Annotated in this window: 16 protein-coding genes; 4 read left to right on the plus strand and 12 right to left on the minus strand. The window is 60.8% G+C overall.

The features are described 5' to 3' along the window. Positions 1 to 60: 60 nt before the first annotated feature. The 8 genes from E5X88_RS09210 to E5X88_RS09245 all read right to left on the minus strand — a co-directional run bounded on the left by E5X88_RS09210 (position 61) and on the right by E5X88_RS09245 (position 9,030). The gene (locus E5X88_RS09210; protein ID WP_292160506.1) at positions 61 to 1,104 is read right to left on the minus strand and encodes an NAD(P)-dependent alcohol dehydrogenase; all 1,044 of its coding nucleotides are present in this window, start codon (positions 1,102 to 1,104) and stop codon (positions 61 to 63) included. Positions 1,105 to 1,142: 38 nt separating this feature from the next. Continuing rightward, positions 1,143 to 2,774, minus strand: coding sequence for a molecular chaperone GroEL (locus E5X88_RS09215; protein ID WP_292160509.1), 1,632 nt, complete (start codon positions 2,772 to 2,774; stop codon positions 1,143 to 1,145). Between the two features lie 77 nt (positions 2,775 to 2,851). Beyond that, positions 2,852 to 3,649, minus strand: a complete 798-nt coding sequence (locus tag E5X88_RS09220; protein ID WP_292160511.1) for an iron-sulfur cluster assembly protein — start codon at positions 3,647 to 3,649, stop codon at positions 2,852 to 2,854. A gap of 5 nt (positions 3,650 to 3,654) precedes the next feature. After that, positions 3,655 to 4,677 carry an amidohydrolase family protein gene (locus tag E5X88_RS09225; protein WP_292160513.1) on the minus strand — a complete coding sequence of 341 codons (1,023 nt, stop codon included), beginning with the start codon at positions 4,675 to 4,677 and terminating at the stop codon, positions 3,655 to 3,657. A 72-nt stretch (positions 4,678 to 4,749) separates the two neighbouring features. Next, positions 4,750 to 5,121: an MmoB/DmpM family protein gene (locus E5X88_RS09230; RefSeq protein WP_126039946.1), complete on the minus strand. Its 372-nt coding sequence runs from the start codon at positions 5,119 to 5,121 to the stop codon at positions 4,750 to 4,752. 18 nt (positions 5,122 to 5,139) lie between these two features. Beyond that, a complete protein-coding gene (locus E5X88_RS09235; protein WP_292160518.1) occupies positions 5,140 to 6,198 on the minus strand; it encodes an aromatic/alkene monooxygenase hydroxylase subunit beta in 1,059 nt (352 codons plus the stop codon). A 50-nt stretch (positions 6,199 to 6,248) separates the two neighbouring features. Then, on the minus strand, positions 6,249 to 7,310 hold the full coding sequence (locus tag E5X88_RS09240; protein ID WP_292160520.1) for an NADH:ubiquinone reductase (Na(+)-transporting) subunit F: 1,062 nt from the start codon (positions 7,308 to 7,310) through the stop codon (positions 6,249 to 6,251). A 52-nt stretch (positions 7,311 to 7,362) separates the two neighbouring features. Continuing rightward, positions 7,363 to 9,030, minus strand: coding sequence for an aromatic/alkene/methane monooxygenase hydroxylase/oxygenase subunit alpha (locus tag E5X88_RS09245; protein WP_292160522.1), 1,668 nt, complete (start codon positions 9,028 to 9,030; stop codon positions 7,363 to 7,365). A 566-nt stretch (positions 9,031 to 9,596) separates the two neighbouring features. Here E5X88_RS09245 and E5X88_RS09250 point away from each other — a divergent pair. Genes E5X88_RS09250 through E5X88_RS09265 form a run of 4 tightly spaced genes read left to right on the plus strand, consistent with a single transcriptional unit; the run spans position 9,597 to position 11,746 of the window. Then, a complete protein-coding gene (locus E5X88_RS09250) occupies positions 9,597 to 10,073 on the plus strand; it encodes a hypothetical protein (protein ID WP_292160524.1) in 477 nt (158 codons plus the stop codon). A 12-nt stretch (positions 10,074 to 10,085) separates the two neighbouring features. Then, positions 10,086 to 10,397 carry a hypothetical protein gene (locus E5X88_RS09255; protein WP_292160527.1) on the plus strand — a complete coding sequence of 104 codons (312 nt, stop codon included), beginning with the start codon at positions 10,086 to 10,088 and terminating at the stop codon, positions 10,395 to 10,397. A gap of 14 nt (positions 10,398 to 10,411) precedes the next feature. Continuing rightward, a complete protein-coding gene (locus E5X88_RS09260) occupies positions 10,412 to 11,539 on the plus strand; it encodes a hypothetical protein (RefSeq protein ID WP_292160530.1) in 1,128 nt (375 codons plus the stop codon). A gap of 33 nt (positions 11,540 to 11,572) precedes the next feature. Then, positions 11,573 to 11,746 carry a hypothetical protein gene (locus E5X88_RS09265; RefSeq protein ID WP_292160532.1) on the plus strand — a complete coding sequence of 58 codons (174 nt, stop codon included), beginning with the start codon at positions 11,573 to 11,575 and terminating at the stop codon, positions 11,744 to 11,746. Between the two features lie 158 nt (positions 11,747 to 11,904). On the opposite strand, the gene E5X88_RS09270 is transcribed toward E5X88_RS09265, so the two are convergent. From E5X88_RS09270 to E5X88_RS09285, 4 genes are all read right to left on the minus strand, one after another. Beyond that, entirely contained in the window at positions 11,905 to 13,215 is a 1,311-nt protein-coding gene (locus E5X88_RS09270) for an HlyD family type I secretion periplasmic adaptor subunit (protein ID WP_292160534.1), read from the minus strand. Beyond that, complete coding sequence (locus E5X88_RS09275) at positions 13,215 to 14,960, minus strand: type I secretion system permease/ATPase (RefSeq protein WP_292160536.1); 1,746 nt, start codon at positions 14,958 to 14,960, stop codon at positions 13,215 to 13,217. The genes E5X88_RS09270 and E5X88_RS09275 overlap by 1 nt, the downstream gene beginning before the upstream one ends. 105 nt (positions 14,961 to 15,065) lie before the next feature. After that, on the minus strand, positions 15,066 to 16,457 hold the full coding sequence (locus E5X88_RS09280) for a family 16 glycosylhydrolase (RefSeq protein WP_292160538.1): 1,392 nt from the start codon (positions 16,455 to 16,457) through the stop codon (positions 15,066 to 15,068). Positions 16,458 to 17,100: 643 nt separating this feature from the next. After that, a partial coding sequence (locus tag E5X88_RS09285; RefSeq protein ID WP_292160540.1) for a hypothetical protein occupies positions 17,101 to 17,286 on the minus strand: 186 nt, incomplete at its 5' end.

A 17,286-nucleotide genomic window follows, 5' to 3' on the forward strand; every position in this document is an offset into this window, starting at 1 on the left:
CCATGGGTGGGAGGAATTCTGGTGTTCGGCGCGCGCTCGCCCGCGCCGGGTCTAGGCAATTTATGGTACGATGACGCCACGGCCGGTGAACCGCCGGTTCTTGAAGTCGTCGAGCGCGGTGTTGATGTTGGCGAGATTGTATTCGGTGTAGTGCATCTTCACCTTGCCGTCGGCGTTCAGCTCCATCAGTTCGACAAGTTCGGTGAAATTGCCGACCAGGCTGCCGCCGATGTTGATCTCCTCGATGACCAGATGCGCGGTCGGCACGTTGACGGTGCCGCCGTAGCCGACGACGAAGAGCTGGCCGCCCTTGCGCACCATCTTCCAGCAGATGTTCTCGACGCCGAGTTCGCCGACGAAATCGATGACCACGTGGGCGCCGCCGCCGGTGATCTGGCTGACCTCCTCGACGACATTCGGCCCGCCATCGAGGACGAAGTCGGCGCCGAGATCCTTGGCGAGCATCCGCGCCGCCGGCTCGCGATCGACGGCGATGATGCGGCAGCCCGAAATCGCATGCAGGGACTGCAGCGCGATATGGCCGAGCCCGCCTATGCCGAGCAGGACGCAGTAACTGCCTGGCCTCAAGAGCTTCGCCGCCCGCTTGGCGGCGCGGTAGGCGGTGATGCCGGCGTCGGCCAGCGGCGCCACTTCGATTGGCGTGACATTGGCGTTCAGCTTGATCAGCGAGCGCTCGCTGGTGATGAAATATTCGGCGAAGCCGCCATTCATGCCAAGCCCTGGAAACTGGCCGTTGTCGCAGTACATATCCTCGCCGTGTCGGCAGTTGAGGCAGATGCCGCACGAGCGGAAGGGATGGCAGATCACTGCGTCGCCGCGTTTGACCGATCTGACGCCGCTGCCGACCTCCTCCACCCAACCCGCATTCTCGTGGCCCATGATGTAAGGCAGGAGCGTACCTTCAGGGTCCATGGTCGGTTTCCAAACACCCTCGATGATGTGCAGGTCGGTGCGGCAGAGGCCGGCGGCACCGACCCGCACGATCACCTCGTCGGGCGCGGTGATCGTCGGCGCCGCGACCTCCTCGATCTTGAGCTGGACGTTCATGCGCGGGTCGTATTCGTACAGTCTGGCAGCTTTCATCGTCGTATCCTTTCAACGTCGAGATTGTTCGGATTTCTTCAGGCGCGGCCGAGCTTTTCAGAGCCACCGCCGCGCGCCGGTCCGGCCGTCGGGTCCTCGTCCTCGGCAAGATGGCCAATCAGCGTTTCTGTGGTCAGGATCAGCGTTGCCACCGAAGCGGCGTTGGCGAGTGCTGTGTAGGTGACGCGGACAGGATCGATGATCCCGGCCTCGAACATGTTCTGGTAGCTGCCGGCAGACGCGTTGTAGCCGTAGCCGCCGTTGATGCGCGTGACTTCGGCCACGACGGCTTCTGGATCGGCCCCGGCATTGGCAGCGATACGCCAGAGCGGCCTCGACAGCACCGACCGCACCAGGCGCACGCCTTCGGCGACATCTCCGTCGACGCCCGCCGCCACCTTGTCGAGCAGCGGTGCGACCTGGGCGAGTGCGGAGCCGCCGCCGGCGACCACGCCCTCCTCTGAGGCGGCGCGCACCGCATTCAGTGAATCCTCGATGAGCTGTATGGTTCGCTTTTGCTCGACCGGCGTAACACCGCCGGCATAGAGGATCGCGGTGCCCCCAGAAAGCTTGGCCAGGCGTTCGCGCAGCTTGTCCTGATCGATATTCGGCGGCGAGGCTTCATACTGCCGCTGCACCTGGGCGCGGCGCGATGCGATTGCGGCATGGTCGCCGCCGCCGCGAATGATCGAGGTGTAGGACGAGCTGGTCTTCACCCGGTCAGCTGTTCCGAGATCGTCGGCGGTGATGTCCTCCAGCCGGCCGCCGAGATCGCGGGCAATCACCTTGCCGCCGGTGATGATGGCCAGATCCTCCATCATCGCCTTGCGCCAATGGCCGTATTCCGGCGGATGAACGACGAGGTATTTTCCAGGTCCCTGCTTGCCGAGCAGCGTCATCACCACTTCCGGCGACATTTCCTCGGATACGATCAGCAGCGGCCGACCATCCTCGTCGGCAATGCGGCGCGCCGCATCCAGCGCCTCGGGCTCCTTGATCTTGAGGTCGGTCATCAGGATGTAGGGCCGTTCGAGAACCGCCTCCATCTTCTCCTGATCGGTCACCATGTGGTGCGAGAGATAGCCGCGTTCGAAGGACATGCCCTCGACCACATCAAGCGTTGTCTCGGTGGTCACACTGAAGTCGGTGGTGATGACGCCTTCGGCCCCTACCCGCTGATGCGCTTCCGCCACCAGCGCGCCAAGCCTGGCATCGGTCGCCGCGATGTTGGCGACCGAAGCGAGAATGCCGTTGCCCTTGGCCGGTTTGGCCGAAGCCTTGAGCGCCGCCACCACCGCCGCCACGGCAAGGTCGATACCCTTGCACAGATCAACGGATTTAGCGCCGCGCTCATTCGCTTCGATGCCGCTCTGGATGAGCGCGTTGGCGAGCACGATGGCAGTCGTGGTGCCGTCGCCGGCGACCTCGTTGGTCTGCATCGACACTTCGCGCACGACCTGCGCGCCCATGTTCTCGAAACGGTCGTGCAACTCGATCTCGGAAGCGATGCTGACGCCGTCGCGCGTCACCATCGGCGTGCCGATCGGCCGGTCGATCATGGCGTTCATGCCTTTGGGGCCGAGTGTCGGCTCAACGGCCGCTGCCAACCGAAAGACGCCACGGGCAAGAGCACGGCGGGCCTCGGAATTGTGAAGCATTATTTTGGGCATGATTCCTCCTTCCGCCTTACGGGCGGGTTGTTGGTTAGGGGCCTCGTGCGAGGGAGGCCGTTGTTTTCAGCTCGGCTTCAGGCGATCGGTGCGGCTCTTGCCGGCACACGATCCATGATGAAATCGACCAGCGTCGGTTCGCCGTCGACCACACCCAGTTCCTTGTATCTTGTCTGTTTGAGGCCACGGCAAAGCGCGCCGTTGAACTCCATGTTGATGCGCACACTGCGCAACTCGGCGAGATGCGCGCAGAGTGCGCCGGTTGGTATGCGCTGCCCTTCCCATGTGACGAAGACAGGGTCATCCCCACGGCGATCGGGAAAGCGCTCAAGCAGAGCCGCCCGGTACCTCGGCTGCTGGTTGGCCGCTTCGCCCGGTTCGAACCGCGCGACATCGTATGCCGGCAGGTCCATGCCGAGGATTTCCCGCTCGGTCAGACCATGCTGCCGAAAGCCGCGCAGCACGGCCTCCTGGCGCCGCTTGAATGCCTTCAGCCTGAAGGTTTCGCGCAAAGCGCTGAGATCCTGATCCTCGGCAAGCTCGGCGAATATGTCGCCGAAGGTCTTGCCGGCCTCCATGCCGCGATTGACCTCTTCGGCGAACATATGGTCGTGCAGCTTGACGCGATAGGCCGGCGACCATGAGAGCTGGTCGAGCGCCTTGCGGACGCCGTCCAGCATCAGGAACGCGAAGTTGGGCGAGCACCAGTAGGTCGGCAGGCGGAAATCGATCTCCACGCTGCCATCGCCCGTCATCTCGGCCCGCTCGACGAAGCCCATCTCGGTAATCGGTTCGTCGAGCTCCGGGTCGTTGACTTCACCAAGGCGCCGCCAGAGTTCGTTCTCGCGGCTGCCGGAAACGCTGGCGGTTGCCATGGCTCCTACTCCGCCGCGATGCTGAAGGGCGAACTGGCGAGCGCCGCCTTCTTGGTTTCGATGTCGATGTTGTAGAGACGCGCGGCGTTGAGGCCGAGGATCTTCTCCTTGATCTCGTCGGTTAGCTGCACGCCACGTTCTGCGGCGATGTCCTCGGGGATCTGGTAGGCCCAGAATTTCTCGACCAGCCAGCGCGGCGTCCAGATCGCGTAGTCGGAACCGAACAGGATTTTCTCCGGCCCGATCCAGAACAGAAGTTCGGCGATGACCTCGCCGAAATAGCGCGGGCGCGAATGGATGAACGGCAGCGCCACCGCCAGCCCGCCATAGACGTTGGTCTCCTGCGTCGCGATCCAGCAGAAATCGTCGAGGCGCGGCAGGCCGCAATGCTCGACAACCCAGTTGAGGTTCTGGAAATCAGTCGCTGCATGGTCGACGTCATGCACGTCGAAGGCGTCCTTGCTGAGCGGGATGATGGTCGGACCCTTGTGGACATGGATATTCCTGATGCCGAGCTTGTCGCAGAGTTCGAAGCATTTGTAGGCATCGGGATCGGTCAGCTTCCAGCCCTTGGAGGCGCCGTTCCATTCGGCCGTGTACATCTTCACGCCCTTGACGTCGTAGGTCTCCTTGAGGAAGTGGATGTACTCGAGCGCCTTCTCGCCGTCGCGCGGATCGAAGGCGCCGTTGACGATGAAACGCTCCGGATAGCGCTTGGCCACCTCTGCATTGCGCTCGATCGTGTTGAAGCCGTTTTTGTAGAAATCCTTGAGATAGGTCGACTGCACGATCGCCACATCATCGGGACCGTTGACGAACAGGTCGCGATAGAGATCGTCGGCGCTGTACTTTTCGAACTTGCTCTTCTCCCACAGCTGCTCCTTGGGGCTCAGCCCCGTGTGATAGGCGTAGAAGCACTCGATGAACTGCTTGCCATGAACATTCTTCTGGTTCTCGGGGCTGCCGTCCCAGAAATGGGTGTGGCCGTCGACCACGAAGATTTCCTTGCCTTCCGGTGTGATAAACATGGTTCCCTCAGCACTGATTGCGTTGATCGGGGCGGCGCGCCGCAACCAGCGGCGCGCCTGTTTTCTTGGCGTCTATTCGATGTATTCGAACATCTCGTCCATGTTGCCGAACAGGATCACGGTGTTGTCGTCGACGCGAACCATGCGGCCGTAGTGTGTGGAGGTGTTGACCTCGAAGGTCTCGGCCGAAATCTCGCGGCCGAGATATTCACCGATCGCGTCCATCTTGAAGATCAGCTTGCCGTCACCGTCGATACGGATCAGTGCCGGCTGGTAGGTGATGGTGACCCCCGGCTTCTGGCCCATGAATTCAGCGATGGCCCTGGCTTCCACGGAGTCGTTCATGGTGACGCCGCACTGATGCGAAATCGTCTGTTCGAAGGTGATGTCCTTCATCGACCTGAAGATGTTGGATTGCGATGCGTCGCGTGCTGCAGTTGACATGACGGTTTTCTCCCTTTGTCAGCGCTTGAGGCCGAGTTCGCCGAGGATCTGGCCAATCCGTTCTTCGGATTTGGCGCGGACATCCGCAAACGCGACCGGCTTGGAATGCGGCATCGACCAGATCGGCTGAAGGCCGATGGCTGCCTTGTCGGCGAGCGCGCTGTGCTTCTTGACCCAGCCCTGGAAAAGCTTCTTGTTCGCCACGCCGTGGTTCTCGTCATTGGCGAGCAAGTACATGAGGTCGATCGTGTTGGCGAGATTGCGCTCATAGTCGGCTTCGGCGGCCGATATTACTGCAGGCGTGATGAAGTCATGATTGGCGGCGGCGATCTGCATCAGGAAACCCGATCTGAATACTTCGCCAACCAACGGCTCGAAGATGATGTTGATGGCGAAATACTGTTCAAGATAGTCGGTCGCACCCATGATGGTCTCGACCGCTTCGCGGGTGCCTTGCCAGTTCGCGTCCTCGAGCCATGCCTTCTTGCCAAGTTCGTCGTCCCAGCCGGGCAAGTCCATGCCGATTTCGGCAAGGTAGAGCGTGATGTCCTGGGCAAGCCGCAGCTTGTAGGACGAGTTGGTCAACGTCGCGTTGTTGATCATCTGGGTGTAGCCGTAACGCTGCGCCTGCATCAGCGAAGTGCCGAGCCCGAATTCGGCGTGTTTCCAGGCGCCGAGCTGCGTCTGCAGGATCTTGACCCAGGCCTGGTCGAAGGTCTTCGGCGCCCCCGACTTGCGGGCATTGTTGATGACGCTCTGCACCATCGTCTCGATTTTCGACTGGCGCTGGTAGTGTGTGCGTTCCCACTCCTGATCGGGGGCGCGGAAGGCATGCCAGTTGGAGCTCTGCGCGGCGGTGTTCTGCTTGACATAAGCGCCCTTGCCGTCGGCAAAGGAGATGATCCAGTCCTGGATCAGGTAACGCTCAGGGTCAGGCTGTACGTCGACCGTCATGTCTTCGTAGTGCGTGGCGCGCTGGCCCTTCGGGTCGAAATACCGGTACTTCCGGCTGTCGGAGTCGGCAAAGATCGCCGCGCCGGCGGCTCCGGATCCGACTGAACTCGAGGTAGCTGGCATAGTCTTCACTCCCTTGTTGCAGTTGTGGTTGCAGTTGCGTGGCCGTCCCCTCAGTGGGTCGGCGTAGCACCTGTCGATGTGGTGAACTTGTCGAAGAAGATCCGCTCCGTCTCGAACCCATTCATGAACAGAACCGGCTGAAGCGCATCGATCATGGGTGGCGGGCCACAAGCATGGACATCGCCCTGCCCGTCGACCGCCAGTTGCTTGAGCTTGGCGTCGACACTCTGGTGTACGAAACCGCGTTCGCCTTCCCATTCGGCGTCATCAGTCGCGTGCGACAGCACGGGAATGAAAGTGACATCCGAATGCTGGCCGATCAGCTCGGCGATCCTGTCGAGATAGAACAGGTCGTTGCGCGTCCTGGCACCGTAGAAGAAATAGACCGGACGTTTCTCGCCGCTCTTCAGATGGTCGTTGAGGATCGACCAGATCGGCGACATGCCCGAGCCGGCGCCGACCAGGACTAGAGGTCCTTGCCGTTCTTCCCGACGGAAACAGGTTCCGTAGGGTCCAACGACGGTGACTTCGGCTCCGACCTTGATTCCTCCGGAATCGAGTTCTCCGGAGAACTTTCCCTCAGGGTATTTTTTGATGATGAAGCAGAGTTTTTGGGTTTGGTCCGGCGTATTTGCCATGGAGAACGAGCGCGTAATCGTCTCCCCTTTTTCCGTGGTAACCGTGATGTCGACATATTGCCCCGCCCAGAACTTTATCGGCGAGCCGAGTTCGATCTCGATGCCGCGAATGTCGTGGGTCAGGTGCTCGATCAGAGCAATCCGGCCCTTGAACGTCTTCACGGCGATCGCTTTCGCCAAAATCTCCTCGTCGTAGTTGAGAAGCTCGACTTCCAGATCGGAGTAGGCGATGCAGCGGCACAAAAGGACGTGACCGCTCTCCTTCTCCATGTCGTTCAGCGCGAAGGTCGAGTATTTGAGCATGTCGACTTCGCCATCGAGCAACACGCTCTTGCAGGCCGAACATTGCCCCTCCTTGCAGCCGTGCGGCAGGGCGATGCCCTGGCGGAAAGCGGCGTTGAGCACCGTTTCGCCATGCTCGACGTCGAATTCGACGCCGACCGGGCTGAGCCTGACCGTGTGGGTTTCCGACATACGGACCTCCAGTAAAAGGAAGGGGGCGGGACGAACCCGCCCCCTGGCCTGATCAGTTGCAGGGATTGATCGTGAAGCCGGCCCGGTATTCCGCCAGGTGCTTCTCACGGTCCGCGGGCGACATGGCACGCAGCGCATTGAGCGGCGATCCGAGCGTGTTGCCCCGCACGTCGTCCAGCGTCCACATCTCCTTGTCGTCGAAGCGCATATGCGGCTGCGGAACGAGGGTCTTGCCATCGGAGCGGACGAAGTTCAGGTCCTTGATGGCATCGGCCAGATCCCAGCCGTCATAGAGCGTCTCCCACTCGCGCTTGCCGCTGAAGCGGCCCATCGCGGGTGTCGGACGGCCCTCATATTCGTCGGCGAAGGCCACGGTCGCGGTCCACTTGTCGAGCTCGTGGGCGAAGGTGTGCAACTGGCCGTCGATCTCGCCGACAACCATATCCTCGCGGATCAGGCAGGGGACGAGGCAGGACCAGCAACGATGCGGGTAGACGTAGCCGACGTCACTATTGAAGAGGAGGACCTTCTCGCCCTTATGGCTGAGCTTGGCGTACCATTTCCAGAAATCGCCGAACTCCGCGTACCAGCCCGGATACTTGTGCTCGAACCATTCGAAGTCCTTGTCGGTCTGGGCTTCGATGCGCCAGAAATTGACCGGCCAGCCGACGGCGAAGAACTGTCCGACCTTGTGGACGTAGTTCTTCTTGGTGATGCGTTCCCAGGCCGCCTGGACGTCGTCGTGATGGACCTTGATGCCGTATTTCTCGAGCGGCAGCATGTAGGTGCGGTAGTAGTCCTCATAGATCCAGCGGTGCCACATTTCCGCGTAGGACTCCTTGTTCTTGTCGCGGTTGGTGGTGCCGTACTCGATGAAGGTGCCGATGGCCGCATCGACGATCGCGTGGTTCTGCCAGAAGGCGTAGCGCAGGTCGCGCTCAAGCAGCAGGTGGTTTTCCGGCTCCTTGAGCGCCGCCATCAGCAGCGAGTGGCCATTGCCGATGTGCCGGCTCTCGTCGGACTGCACCGACAGGAAGACGGTTGGCAGCGCGTAGTCGCCATTGCGGGCGGCCTCCGAGGGCATGGCGACGAACAGCGTGTTGGTGAAGGCGGTCTCGGCAACCACGGTCAGGTACATGCAGGCGGCGGTCATCGTATCGCCGGTGATAAAGCCTTCGGCGAACTGCCGGCCGATGGTCGTGGCGTAGCATTTTCCGAAGGCTTCCTCGGTGATGTCGAAGCCGGCCGGATCGATGTAGTTCTCCATGTACCATTTCTTCAGGTTCATCTGGATCGTCGAGTGGCGGAACTCATCGATCATCTGCATGGTAAAACCGGTCCTGAGCTCCTCGCCCGGCGCGATACGGGCGACCATCGCCATCGAGCGGGCAGCAGAGATTTCCGGGAACGGGATGATGGCGAGGAAGAGTTTCATCCACTCGACCCAGCGCGGTTCCACGTTGCGGAACATGTCGCCACGCAACGCCGCATCCAACGCGCCGTAGACACGATTGTCCTTCTCTTCCTGCATCGGAAAATAAGACCGCAGGACCTGTTTCATCGGGTCGCGCGGAGTCTTGTTGATCTTGTAGTCCGTCGGAAACGTCATCGCTTCCTGGACGTAGGAAGGATTCCAGCCGAGATCGGCAATCTTCTTAGTTGCCTCGCCGACGGAGATTCCGCGTTGCGAGGTAATCTTGTTGAGCGTCAGAGACGTCATGGTCATAAGCCTCCACCAGGTTTGAGCCGCAGGTCCCTTGACCCCGGCATGAGGCGGCACACAGCACCGCCAGTGAGAGTGCGAACGGCATGACAAAGGGTTGCGCGTTCAGGCGCGACTCATGGTCCGGCCATTCAAGTGGATCGTGGCAAAGGTTCTCGAGGGCAGGGACCGCGGCGCCAACCGCACTTGCGATGGGCGTATCGAAGCGGACGTGACTTGTCCCTGCTTCCTCCGTTCCTTCGTTCTTTTGGCACCGCGTCAAAGCGCGATGGGCTTCTTGTGGAAATGAACAAAGCAAGCGCCGTGCCAGATTGGAAATAGGGCCTACCGTCGGCCTTCAAGCAGAAACAAAGCTGTTTTCGATATCTGAAAAGACAGCCGACCGTAACGTTCTTTTACAATTGTAAATTACACCTGTAATATTTACAATTATTTCGCAATTGCAGCATATTGCTTAGCACCTGCAGCATATGTAAAAATACATTTCATCTATTCAATTTACCACCTTCCTATACTATTTGAGCGCAACAGCCCATGAAGGGGCCTAACGCTGAAGAGAGACCATGCCCAACGACAAGGACAGCCGTCAGCCACCAGAGCCGATGTCGAGCGAGGCCTGCGGCGTCACCGGCGATCTTGTCAGGCTGATGCCCCGCGACCTGGTCTTTGTCATGCGCTTCATGGGCGAGAGCCAGTACCGCCTGCAGAGCCACTTCCAGGACTTCATCCGAGCCGAGCTTGCCGCCAGCGGCATCACCACGGAAACGCATCCGATGATCCATCTGTTCATCGAGAACCATGCGATCCTGCTGCGCGAATTCGTGTTTTCCGGTGTTTCGCTGTCGCGCCAGTTCCGAATCGACGAGATCGAGCACCTCACCGGCGACACGACATCGATGATCCGGGTCGACATATGGGATCAGCTCAAGAGCCACATCGAAACGGCCGAAAAGCAATTCCAATCGCAGGCCGGCACGTTGCCCAAATTGCTGTCGGCTTTCGAAAAGCCGCCGGGATCGGCGCCTGGAAGCGAAGAATGACAGGAGGATCCCATGCGTCAAACTGCCGAGCGTGACGCGCTGCTCGCCCGGCGGCTGGCACTCGTCGCCAACGTTTCCGCGCTCACTGCCGAGGCGCTGCGGCTCAATCAGAAACGCGCCGGTGTCGAGATGGATGTGCTGCGCCTGGAACTCGAAATCGGCAGGAGCGGCGCCAGCGCGCAACTGGTGCAGGATTTGCATGAGGCGGAGGAGAGAGCCGCGGCGGCCATGCAGGCATGCGCTGCGTGCGAGCAACGCATCGTCGCGGCGGAAGGCGACGTCGAGGACGTCGACCGCAGCCTCGCGGCGACCGAAGGTAACTGACGAAGGGAATGGTCATGAACCAGCACGCGATACAGAACCTGACCTTGTTCGACCTTCTGGCGCGAAGCTGGCATCGCGCGTCGGCGATCGCCGATCTGCGCTTCAGCGCCGATGGCTCGGCTGTTGCATTCACCTGCGTGGACGGAACGGTCGCCATCGCTGCGGTTGCCGACCATGAGCCGCCCGAGTCGCGAATTAGGGTGAGCGGCGATCTCGGCCAGACGACGATCCGCCCGCGGGAGAAGCCACCGGCGCCGTTGATCGCCACCGTCGCGTTGGGGGATGGAGACGTCCCGCTCGCCAGCTACCTTCGGTCCGGATTCCTCGTCGGAACGGCGGGCGGCGAAGCGGCGCATCTGACTGCGGGCGGAGATGTTGTTGAGGCGCTGGTGAAGATCGATGGACCGATCGTCGCCATCGACCATAGTGCCAAGGCGGCGGCGACGGCCGTCAGCAACGGCCAGGATGTCTTCCTGTCGCGCAACCGAGACGATGCGATAAGATTGCGACACGGAGCGACACAGCCCACGGAGACTCTCGCCTTTTCGCCAGACGGGCAGCGCCTAGCCAGCGGCCGGGATAATGGACTATCGATCTGGGCGGTCGACGGCGACGCGGCCCCGATACGCGAGGTGTCTTTTTCGGCGCGCCCGGTATCGATCCGCTGGAGTGGCGACGGCACATGGCTGGCCTGTGGGCTCGAAGCCGGGGGCTTTGCCCTGGTCAGCGTAGCCGATGGCCGGACTGACATTGTCGCGGGATTTCCGTCACCGGTCCGGACGGTGTGCTGGAGCCTGCCGGACAATGCGCTGTTCGCATCGGGCGCATTCCGGATCGCCGGCTGGTCGATGACCGCCCCTCCCCTTGGCGACAAAAAGTCTGGCGCACTGGAGACGGGTCGCACCGGGCTGGTTTTGATCGAAACAGTGGCGGCGCACCCGCAGAAGAAACTCATCGCGGCCGGCTACGCCAACGGCCGGATAAGCATCGCCCAGATCGGCGCGCCGGGTGAACTCCTCGTCAGACCCTTGGGCAGCGCGGTGACCGCGCTTGCCTGGTCCGGCGACGGGCGGCAGCTGGCGGTGGGCGCCGTCGACGGCACCGCCGCGATCGTCACCTTTCCCGCGCAGATGTTCAAATAGCGGAAGCAGATCCGCAAGAAACAGGAGGAAAAAATGCAAACCGAATCCACGCCCGAGGACGAGAGCAAGGACGAGTTTTTCGAACGACTCGCCAGGCTGTCGGAAGAAATGGTGGCCAAGCACGGCAAGGATTTCAGTATGGGTGCGCTGGTGCTCGCCGCTCGCTGGATCGCCGAAAATCGCGTCGGCCAATTGAAGACCAACTAAGGTTCGGACCCATAAGGGGAATTGAATGCCCTAGGCGCGGCAGAGCGTCCGGACATGCGATGTCTGTTGTTCTCCGTGGTGCCCCGGCTGGTGCCCGACGAAGAGCTTCAAGCAATGGCATGCTCGGCGACTGCGGGGCCCTACGGGAGAGGCACAACTTACTCTTCTCTGAAGGCCCGCTGAATCTGGTCGGTCAGAGGTTTTACGAGATAAGACAACATCGTGCGGCTGCCGGTCGAAAAGAATACTTCGACAGGCATGCCTGGCGCCAGAACCAGGCCTTTCAGCCTGGTAAGTTCGGTGCGTGGCAGGCTGAGACGCACAGTATAGAAGCCGGCGCCGCTTTGCTCATCGATGCTGAGATCCGGGGAAATCTCACGGACCACACCATCTAGCTCTGGCGTTATCCGCTGGTTGAAGGCCGAAAGCCGCAAGGTTGCGCTCTGCCTTGGCGCCAGCTGATCGATATCCTGCGGAGCCACACGCGCCTCGACGGTCAGGTCGTCGGTGACCGGCACAATGAGCATGATGAGCTCTCCGGGAGAAACAACACCACCGACTGTGTGCACACCGAGCTGATGAACGACGCCGGCCTGCGGGCTGCGTATATCGATCCGCTTGAGCTGATCTTCGGCCGAAACCTTGCGCTCGACGAATTCAGAAATCTTTGCCTGGACCTCACGCAGTTCGCTCGCCACTTCGCTCCGCAACTCCTGATCGATCTGAATGATCTGCAGACGGATTTCGGATGTGCGGCCCTTCGATTGCGCGATGGACGCAGTCAGCTGTCCGTGCTCGCCTTCGAGCCGGACGGCATCGCGTTCGAGTGCGGTTATGCGGTCAATTGAGACCAGCTTGCGTTGCCAGAGTTTGCGCATCCCCTCAAGTTCAGACCCGATCAACTCGATTTCCCGGCTTTTGGCATCCTTTTGCTCGGTCAAGCCGGAAACTTCTTCAGCGAGCTGAGCGATACGCTCGCTCAGTTGAGCCTTCTGACCAGCGCGTGCTTGCCGGCGAAATTCGAACAACGACTGTTCGCCGGCCATCGCATGCCCGATCTCGGGATCGTCCTGCCGCGAGGTCAGCGAGGATGGAAAGGCGATGGTGTCGGTGCCACCACGCTCGGCCTCGAGGCGCGCCAAACGGGCCTCGAATTCGTCCAGGCTCTTCGTGACGATCGCCAGATTGGCCCGAGTGACGGTCTCATCGAGGCGGATCAGGATCTGGCCTGCCTTTACGGCATCGCCTTCCCGGATCAAGATTTCACCGACAACGCCGCCCGTCGGATGCTGGACCTTCTTGACGCTGGAATCGACGACCAGCTTTCCCGAAGCAATCACGGCCCCGGAGATCTCGGTGACGGCGGCCAAGCTTCCCGCGCCACCAATCAGAAGGATGCAAACTGCGACCCCACCAAGCAGATAGCGCCGAATGGTCCGGTCAATGGCGGATGCAGGGCGGCGTGCCATCAGGATGCAGATCCTTCAGGACCAGAGACGACCTTCAGAGGAACACCTGCCGGACGGGTTACCTTGTTCAAGACATCATTCTTCGGGCCAAACACTTGGATCCGGCCATTTGCCATGACCAGGATTTGATCCAGGCTGGCAAGCGCGCTCGGCCGATGTGCCACCACGACGGCAATGCCGCCGCGTGCACGCACACCCTGGATTGCTTCCGTCAAGGCGGCTTCGCCTTCCGCGTCAAGGTTGGAATTCGGCTCATCGAGGATGACCAGGAACGGATCGCCGTAGAGAGCCCGGGCGAGCGCAACCCGCTGCCTCTGGCCAGCCGAAAGCGCCGACCCGGCCTCGCCAATCCGCGTCTCGTAGCCTTCCGGCAGATGGATGACGAGATCATGGACCCCGGCGGCTCGCGCAGCCTCGAGTATCTTGTCGGATGGCGCTCCCGGTTCGAAGCGCGCGATATTCTCGGCAATGGTGCCGTCGAACAGTTGCACATCCTGCGGCAGGTAGCCGACATGATTGCCCAGTTCTTCCGGCGACCATTGGTCGAGCGTTGCGCCATCCAGCCTGACGGTTCCGCGGACTGGGAGCCATATGCCGGCAATCGTACGGACGAGCGACGATTTGCCCGAAGCGCTTGGTCCGACGATGCCCAGGCCAGCACCCTTTTCCAATGCAAAGGTGACGTCTTGCACGACCACGCGGGGTTCGCCCGGCGGTGTGACGCTGAGGCCTTCGACCGCAAGAGCAGATATAGGCGCCGTTAGCGAGACACTTGTTGTGGTTTTGGGAAGCAGCGCCAAAAGCTGCGTTAGCCGGGCCCATGCCTGACGCGCGGTGACGAAGCCCTTCCAGTGGGCGATAGCCAGTTCGATCGGCGCGAGCGCCCGGCTCATCATGATCGAACTGGCGATCATGATCCCGGCTGTGGCTTGCTGATGAATGACCAGGTAGGCGCCAATCGCCAGGATGCCCGACTGCAGCATCATGCGCAGGACCTTCGAGAGCGTTCCGAGGGTCCCAGCCAGATCGCTGGCTTTCGCATTCGTGTTGAGGTACTCGGCGTTGACGCTGGACCAGCGCTCAGCGATGCGCGTGCCAAAGCCCATAGCCTGCAGAACCTCGGCATTGCGACGCGTCGCCTCCGCAAGCGTGTTGCGCGCTGCGGCCTGGCCGTTGGCCCTTCTTGCAGGCTCTCTTGTGCGCGCTTCGGCAAACAACGTCAGGCTGAAGAGTATGACTGCGCCGGCCAGTGCCGTCATCCCGATCCAGAAGTGGAACAGGAAGCAGATCGCGAGATAGAGCGGCATCCACGGCAGGTCGAAAAGCGCGATCGGGCCAGCGCTCGACAGAAACGACCGCACCTGGTCCAGGTCGCGCAATGACTGAAGGCCGTCGCCTGCGAGCTTGGTGCGCAACGGCAAATGCATAAGGGCGGTATAGACCTGTCCGCTCAATTGCGCGTCCAGGGCCATTCCAATACGCACGAGCAGCCGCGACCGGATGAGTTCAAGAACGCCCTGGAAAACAAAGAGGGTGCCGGCAAACACCGCAAGCCCGATGAGCGTCGGCACACTGCGGCCAGGTATGACGCGATCGTAGACCTGCAGCATGAAGAACGAGCCGGTCAGTGCCAGAACATTGACGACGCCGCTCATCAAGGCAATTCCCGCCAACGCTCGCCGGAAGGAAGCCAGAACCGCTGCCAGGGTTGTTCGCGGCGGCTCGGATGGATGGGGATGCGACATCGCCTTCACATCAGTCCCAGTTCAGTCTCAGGCGGCAATGATCGCGCCCGAAATCAGGCCTGATGCCGAACGTGCCCGTTCCGAACCCATCGTCGGGTGTTACGTTTAGATAATCCAATCGTTCAACGCATAGGCATGGATGTAGTCGATCTGCATTTCTGCAGGCGTCGCAAGCCCGTCGGCGGGGGCTCCCGCGAGGCCGCCAACCCCCATATTGACCAGCATATACATCGGATCGTGCATGTCGGCAGGCGTTGCGGCACGTGCAACTTCGACGTCGTCGAAATACCAGACGAGTTCGTCTTCTGTCCACAGCACCCCGTATGTGTGGAAACCTTCGGTATCCGCGGTATAGGCAGTCGAGCCGACTTTCGTATGAGTTCCCGTCGCGTTCGAGTGAGCCGTCAGAATGAGCTTGTTCGGATCCTGGCCGAACATCTCTATGACATCCAGTTCCGGTGGCCAGGAGCCGTCCGCCGGGAGGAGCCAGAAGGCCGGCCATACACCTTGTGTTTCGGGCATGTCGGCCCGAATTTCGAAATAGCCGTAGGTCTGCGCGAAGGATTCGTAGGTCGTCAGCACACCTGACGTGTATTGGTAATTGTTTATGTAGGGCTGGATCGCCTCAGGAGCCTGGGCGGCAGTAATCGTGAGAACACCGTCCTCAACGCTGAATGGGTTGACGGAGCTCGTCGGGGCGTAGTCGGTATCAATGTACCATTGAAGCTCGTTGGCGCTCGTGATCGAGCTGCCGTTCGCGGCTCCCCACGGGAAGTTCGAGTCCCAGGTGCCGCTCGAGCCATTCCACAGGTTCAGCGTGTCGAACTCATCCGAAAAGGTAAGTTCCAAAGCCGACCTGTCCACGGCCAGCTTGAACTGACTTGCGGTGAACTCGCCGATGGTCTTGTTGGCGAAGACGAGAAACTCGTCATCGGACAGATTAAGTCGGACGTTCGCCCCCGACTGGACCATGTTGGCCCGCACTTCCTCGAAGGAGGTGAAGCCGTAGCTCCCGACGCGCACGGTATCTTCGGCGCGAAAGTCGAGGATCAGGTCACTGCCGTTACCTTCGGTCACGACGAAAATGTCCGCCCCGGATCCGCCCTTGAGCACGTCATCGCCCTGCAAGCCGTCGAGCGTCTGTTGGCCGGAGCCGCCGGTAATGATGTTGTTTTGCGCGTTTCCAAAAGCGTAGCGTTTGTCGCCTGTGACCGTCAGGTTCTCGAAATTGGCTGGAAGCCTATAGCTCATCCAGGTCGAGATGGTATCGACACCCTCGTTGGGCAGCTCGACCGCCTTGTTCTTCGAGGAATAAAGATAATAAATGTCATCGCCCTTGCCGCCATACATTGTGACGGTGACGCTGCCATCGCCGTACATCGAGTCGTTGTATAGGCTGCCATAAAGGGCTGGGCCGGAATTCGTCGCCGAGTACCACTTTACGGAGGACCCGCTGTAGGGGAGTGGAACGCCCTTGGCGTTCAATACCGTGGCCATCCCGGTCTTTTCTCCTTTGTCTCGCTCCGATATCAGCCCTAACATTTATCGAGGCTAAATGAGCCACTGCTTTCTCAGTTTCGAGTTCGGAGGGTTACCAAAAGGTTAACACGTCGTAGCAATCCACCACCGATCCCTGAAACTGGTGAACGGACGCTAGAAGCCGTAGCGGGCGGGCGTTCCTGGCATTGCCAAGAAAGGCGGCTGCCCCGGTGGTATCGCGAGTGATGGTGCAGGAGGCCGGACTCCTGGGACGTATCCGTCCGCTGTGATTGCGATCGGTGCCAAGGGCATTTGGCGCCGCGATTGCAGTTAGATTGAGAAACTGAACTACTCGTTCTCGCAACTAACTGTCAGAAATGATCGAGGCGGCCGCAACTGAACAGAGACTACACAGGCAGAAGCCTCCCTAGCGTAGGCCTGAAGAAAATTCGACGGGGTTGTTGAATACCTGATGTGAGGTGATGCCGCCTCGCCACCTTGAACTGCCGGCAGGCCTCGCCTGGGCGGGCTTGATGAGCCGTGATGCGGACCACCCGCCAAATCGAGGAATGGCGGGTGGTCCCCTATCAGCGCAGGAAGGGACGTAGCTGCGCAGATATCAATTTCGTTCCTTGTCCGATCGTCAAAGTGCGGTCGGTCCCTAGCTGGTGATCACTCCAATCGCCAGAAACGTGATGGAGACGGCGAAGACCGTGCCAAGCAACCAGCGGGCTTCGTGGATACTATTTTCCATGGGCTCCTCCCGTGAACTCACAACGAGCAACGACCACGAGCAGCCGCCGTTCCCGGTGGCGCCATGTCCGGCCCATTTCGCGAAACAGGAGAG

Origin of the sequence: Mesorhizobium sp. (assembly GCF_004962245.1) — a bacterium.
Classification (GTDB): Bacteria; Pseudomonadota; Alphaproteobacteria; order Rhizobiales; family Rhizobiaceae; genus Mesorhizobium.